The organism is Prevotella sp. MGM2, assembly GCF_002933955.1.
Lineage (GTDB): Bacteria > Bacteroidota > Bacteroidia > Bacteroidales > Bacteroidaceae > Alloprevotella.
The window spans coordinates 1-4,123 of the sequence record NZ_BEWW01000137.1; the positions used below are offsets into that span (position 1 = coordinate 1).

Here is a 4,123-nt window from a genome sequence, read left to right on the forward strand (position 1 = left end):
GATAATACATTTTCCGGTCGAAAGCAAATAATGTTAAAATAGTATGATCCTGATATATTCCGGTTATTCTCTCGTTTTTTTGATGAAGAGGATTCTTCAGGTAAACGGTAAAATATCATAGGAAAGTCTATTGCTGTTTTCCATAAAAATGTTAACTTTGCACCGAAATATTAAAACATGAAGATAAAGGAAGTCGTTACGGCCCTTGAACGGTTCGCTCCTCTGCCCTTGCAGGAAAGTTATGACAATGCTGGCTTGCAGGTAGGATTAACAGAGAAGGAAGAAGTGTCAGGGGTCTTGTTGTGTTTGGACGTTACCGAAGCGGTGGTCGATGAAGCTGTACGCCTGGGGTGTAATCTCATAGTGGCCCATCATCCGTTACTCTTTCGCGGTCTGAAATGTATTGACGGCAGGACGCAGGTCGAACGGTGCGTGGCCGGTGCCATCAGGCATGGCGTGGCGATTTATGCAGCCCACACGAATCTCGACAATGTCCGTGGCGGCGTGAATTGGCGCATGGCCGAAATGCTGGGTTTGCAGGATGTATGTTTCTTGCAGGAGCAGAGTGGCGGTGTGGGAGGAAGCGGTGCCATTGGCCGCTTGCCGGTGGCGGAACAACCGCTGGAGTTTCTTGGTCGTGTGAAGCATGTTTTCGGTGTGGAGGCCCTTTTGCGCAACGAGGGTCCGCAGCGTCCGGTGCAAACCGTGGCATTGTGTGGCGGGGCGGGGGAGTTCCTTATCGACGAAGCTGTGGCTAAGGAAGCTGATGTTTTTCTTACGGGTGAAATGAGCTATCACAGGTTTTTCGGCCGTGAGAAAGATTTATGGATTGGTGTGTTGGGACATTACCAGAGTGAACGGCATGTGATAGGGCTTTTGAGAGATATCCTGTCTGACGTTTTCCCTGCATTGCCCGCCCATATCACAGCAGTCATTACGAATCCGATCTATTATATGGTATAATCAATCAATTAAAATAGCAATAACAGATGGCAATAAAGAAGGAAACGGCGGAAATGCCGGTAGAACAAAAACTGAAGAATTTGTATCAGTTACAAACTTTACTTACTGAAATCGACCGCCTCAAGGCATTGCGTGGCGAGTTGCCTCAGGAAGTGGAAGACCTTGACGCTGAAATCGAAGGACTGACCACCCGCTTGGGACATTTTAATGAGGATGTGGAACGTCTGAATGCCGACATTACCGCCAAGCAGGGAAAAATAGCAGAGGCGCAAGCGGCTATCGAACGCTATAAAGAGCAGATTAATGACGTGAAGAACAACCGCGAATATGATATGCTCTCCAAAGAAATTGAATTCCAGACTCTTGAAGTGGAACTTCAGAACAAGCGCATCGGTGAGGCCACCCGAACCATTGAGGCCAAGAAAGCCGATATAGAGAATTGCAAGGCGGCGCTTGAAGAACGCCGTGCCGACCTTGATGTCAAAAAATCGGAACTCGAAGAGATTACCGCTGAAACGAAAGCCGAGGAGGAAAAACTCCGCGAGAAGGCTAAGAATCTTGAGCTGGCCATTGAGCCGCGTCTGCTTACGGCCTTTAAGCGTATCCGCAATAACTCGCGTAACGGTTTGGGCATTGTTTATGTAGAGCGTGATGCCTGTGGCGGTTGTTTCAATAAAATCCCGCCCCAGCGTCAGTTGGATATCCGCATGCGTAAGAAAATCATTGTTTGCGAATATTGCGGCCGCATTATGATTGATCCCGATTTGGCTGGTGTCAAGATTGAGAAAGCGGCTGATGAAAAGCCCAAGCGCCGTATACGCAAGACGGCCGCAAAATAAAATGTCTGCGTGCAGGGCGGCGGTTATCTTCGCCCTCCCCACCCGTTAGAGCCAGCTGTTGCAGTCGTCGCGTCTGTAACAGCTGTGCTCGTTTTTATGTGAAGAATCAATGCGGAGTAATATAGGCAATTAAAATGAAATTACAGTTTATAGTAGTGGGCAAAACCACAGACAAGCATCTCGATGTCCTTATAAAAGATTACGAGTGCCGTATGAGGCATTACCTTCCGTTTGAGATGGAAGTCATTCCCGAACTTAAAAACACGAAGGCACTGACCGCCGACCAGCAAAAGAGCCGTGAGGGTGAACTTATCCGGAAAACATTGCGTGAGGGCGATCATGTGGTGCTGCTCGATGAAGGTGGCCGCGAGTTCCGCTCGGTGGAGTTTGCCTCCTATTTGCAGCAGCGGCAAAGCGTAGTGGCGCGCCGGCTGGTTTTTATCGTAGGCGGTCCTTACGGTTTTTCGCAGGAGATATACGCTTTGGCGAAAGAAAAAATATCGCTTTCGCGTATGACGTTTTCACATCAGATGGTACGGCTCTTCTTTGTGGAACAATGTTATCGTGCCATGACTATATTACGCGGCGAGCCGTATCATCATGAGTAGGCGCATTTTCCTTTTGCTGTACTTCGTTGTAGCGGTATGCCCCGCGATGTCTCAGGCGGAGCGGTTTCGTGTGGTGTGCTATAATGTTGAGAATCTTTATGATACGTGTCATGATGACGGTTTCGATGATTATGAGTTTCTTCCCCATGCGGAGCGCGGATGGAACACTACGCGTTATTGGGCCAAATTGGGACGGATTTGCCGGGTGCTGGCGGCTGCCGGTGGCGATGCTCCCGCCGATGTTGTCGGCCTGTGTGAGGTAGAGAATGATACGGTTGTGCGTGATCTTTGCGAGCGCACCAGATTATGCCGTTTGGGATATCGTTATGTGGTGACGAAAAGTGCTGACAGTCGCGGGCTTGATGTGGCGCTTCTCTTTCAGCCTGCACGTTTCAGACTGTTGAAGGCCGAAACTTTCCGGCCGCCGTTTGATGAAGCCTATGGCCGTCCTACGCGCGACGTGCTGCACGCCGCCGGTCGCCTGCTGACAGGCGACACGCTTGATATTTTCCTTTGTCACTTGCCTAGCAGGCGGGGCGGTACAAAAGCGGCTGCGCGCTATCGTGAGCGTGTGGCCGCATTTATCCGTAGGAAAGCCGACAGTCTCTGTTCTGTGAGGTGCCATCCCGCTTTTTTGCTGATGGGCGACTTTAATGATGAGAGTTCCGACAGAAGCATTACCCGGGGACTTGCCGCCCGTCCGTTTGATAATGGACAGGTTCCTGATCCCATGTCGCTTTATGTACTTTCGCACCGTCTCAGAGCGTCTGACGGCATTGGCGGTACTTACAAGTACCAAGGGCGTTGGAACCAACTCGACCAAATGATTGTTAGCGGCAATTTGATGTCTTCTGCCTTTTCCTTGCATGCTACTTCCGGCAGTTGCCGTATTTTTGCTCCTTCTTTTCTCACCGAACCCGATGCGGTTCATGGCGGAGTAAAACTTCGGCGCACTTTTCTCGGACCTATCTATAAGGGAGGTTACAGCGACCATCTGCCGCTGATACTCGATTTGTTTTATCGTTGAAGCTGCGAGGCTGTCTGTCAGGGTGGACGTGACGTTTTTTGTAGGTGTTTTTCCGTTTCTTATCCTTGTTGGGCATAACAAATGTCATGGAATGTTACCGGTCATTTATATTTTGTGCTCTTGGTTTGATGGTATTGTATCTTTGTCTCTAAAGTAGAAGGTAATAGTTTAAGGTTACTTTCTACTTAGATCCTTTTCTATTGGAAAAGCCCGTATAGCCGTTAAAAATCCAGGTATTGCTATTTATTTTTCATCGCAAGTTGTAAAGAATATCCTTATTCCCCTCATTGTGAGGTGGCTTTTTCAGTCCGCTTAGCTGCCTGCCCAGCTGAAAATATCAATTGTCGGAACAAGTTTTATTAAATGAATATTTACTTTTATTAATGTAAAGGATGGTTTGTAATGTTTTTCGTGTCATGTGTGGGGTTATACATAATGCTGCTATTTTAAGGGGATTTTCTTGATATTTGTTTGTTTTTCGTGATGTTTTTATTTTTTTTGTTTGAAAATGTTGGGAATATTTTGTTTCGTTGAAAATAAATGGCTATATTGCGATTGTTAATTATTTTTATCAACCTTTTAATACCTTAAACGACATGAAAAAGATTTTCCTTATGGCCGGTTTCTTGTCGTCTTCCCTTTCCGCTTCTGCGGTTCAGTTCCGGATAGTCTGTTGTGATGGTAGT

4 protein-coding genes are annotated in these 4,123 nt (G+C 47.4%); all 4 read left to right on the top strand.

Annotated features, from left to right (window positions below; genetic code table 11):
- Nucleotides 1–177 precede the first annotated feature (177 nt).
- The 4 genes from C5S62_RS03105 (at nucleotide 178) to C5S62_RS03120 (ending at nucleotide 3,437) form a co-directional block, all read left to right on the top strand.
- Nucleotides 178–963, top strand: a complete 786-nt coding sequence (locus C5S62_RS03105) for a Nif3-like dinuclear metal center hexameric protein (protein ID WP_104404007.1) — start codon at nucleotides 178–180, stop codon at nucleotides 961–963.
- Nucleotides 964–989: 26 nt separating this feature from the next.
- Nucleotides 990–1,802, top strand: coding sequence for a zinc ribbon domain-containing protein (locus C5S62_RS03110; protein ID WP_104404008.1), 813 nt, complete (start codon nucleotides 990–992; stop codon nucleotides 1,800–1,802).
- A 134-nt stretch (nucleotides 1,803–1,936) separates the two neighbouring features.
- Nucleotides 1,937–2,410, top strand: coding sequence for a 23S rRNA (pseudouridine(1915)-N(3))-methyltransferase RlmH (gene rlmH / locus C5S62_RS03115; RefSeq protein WP_104404009.1), 474 nt, complete (start codon nucleotides 1,937–1,939; stop codon nucleotides 2,408–2,410).
- Nucleotides 2,403–3,437 carry an endonuclease/exonuclease/phosphatase family protein gene (locus C5S62_RS03120; RefSeq protein WP_133159475.1) on the top strand — a complete coding sequence of 345 codons (1,035 nt, stop codon included), beginning with the start codon at nucleotides 2,403–2,405 and terminating at the stop codon, nucleotides 3,435–3,437. Before rlmH ends, C5S62_RS03120 begins: the two co-directional genes overlap by 8 nt.
- Nucleotides 3,438–4,123 lie beyond the last annotated feature (686 nt).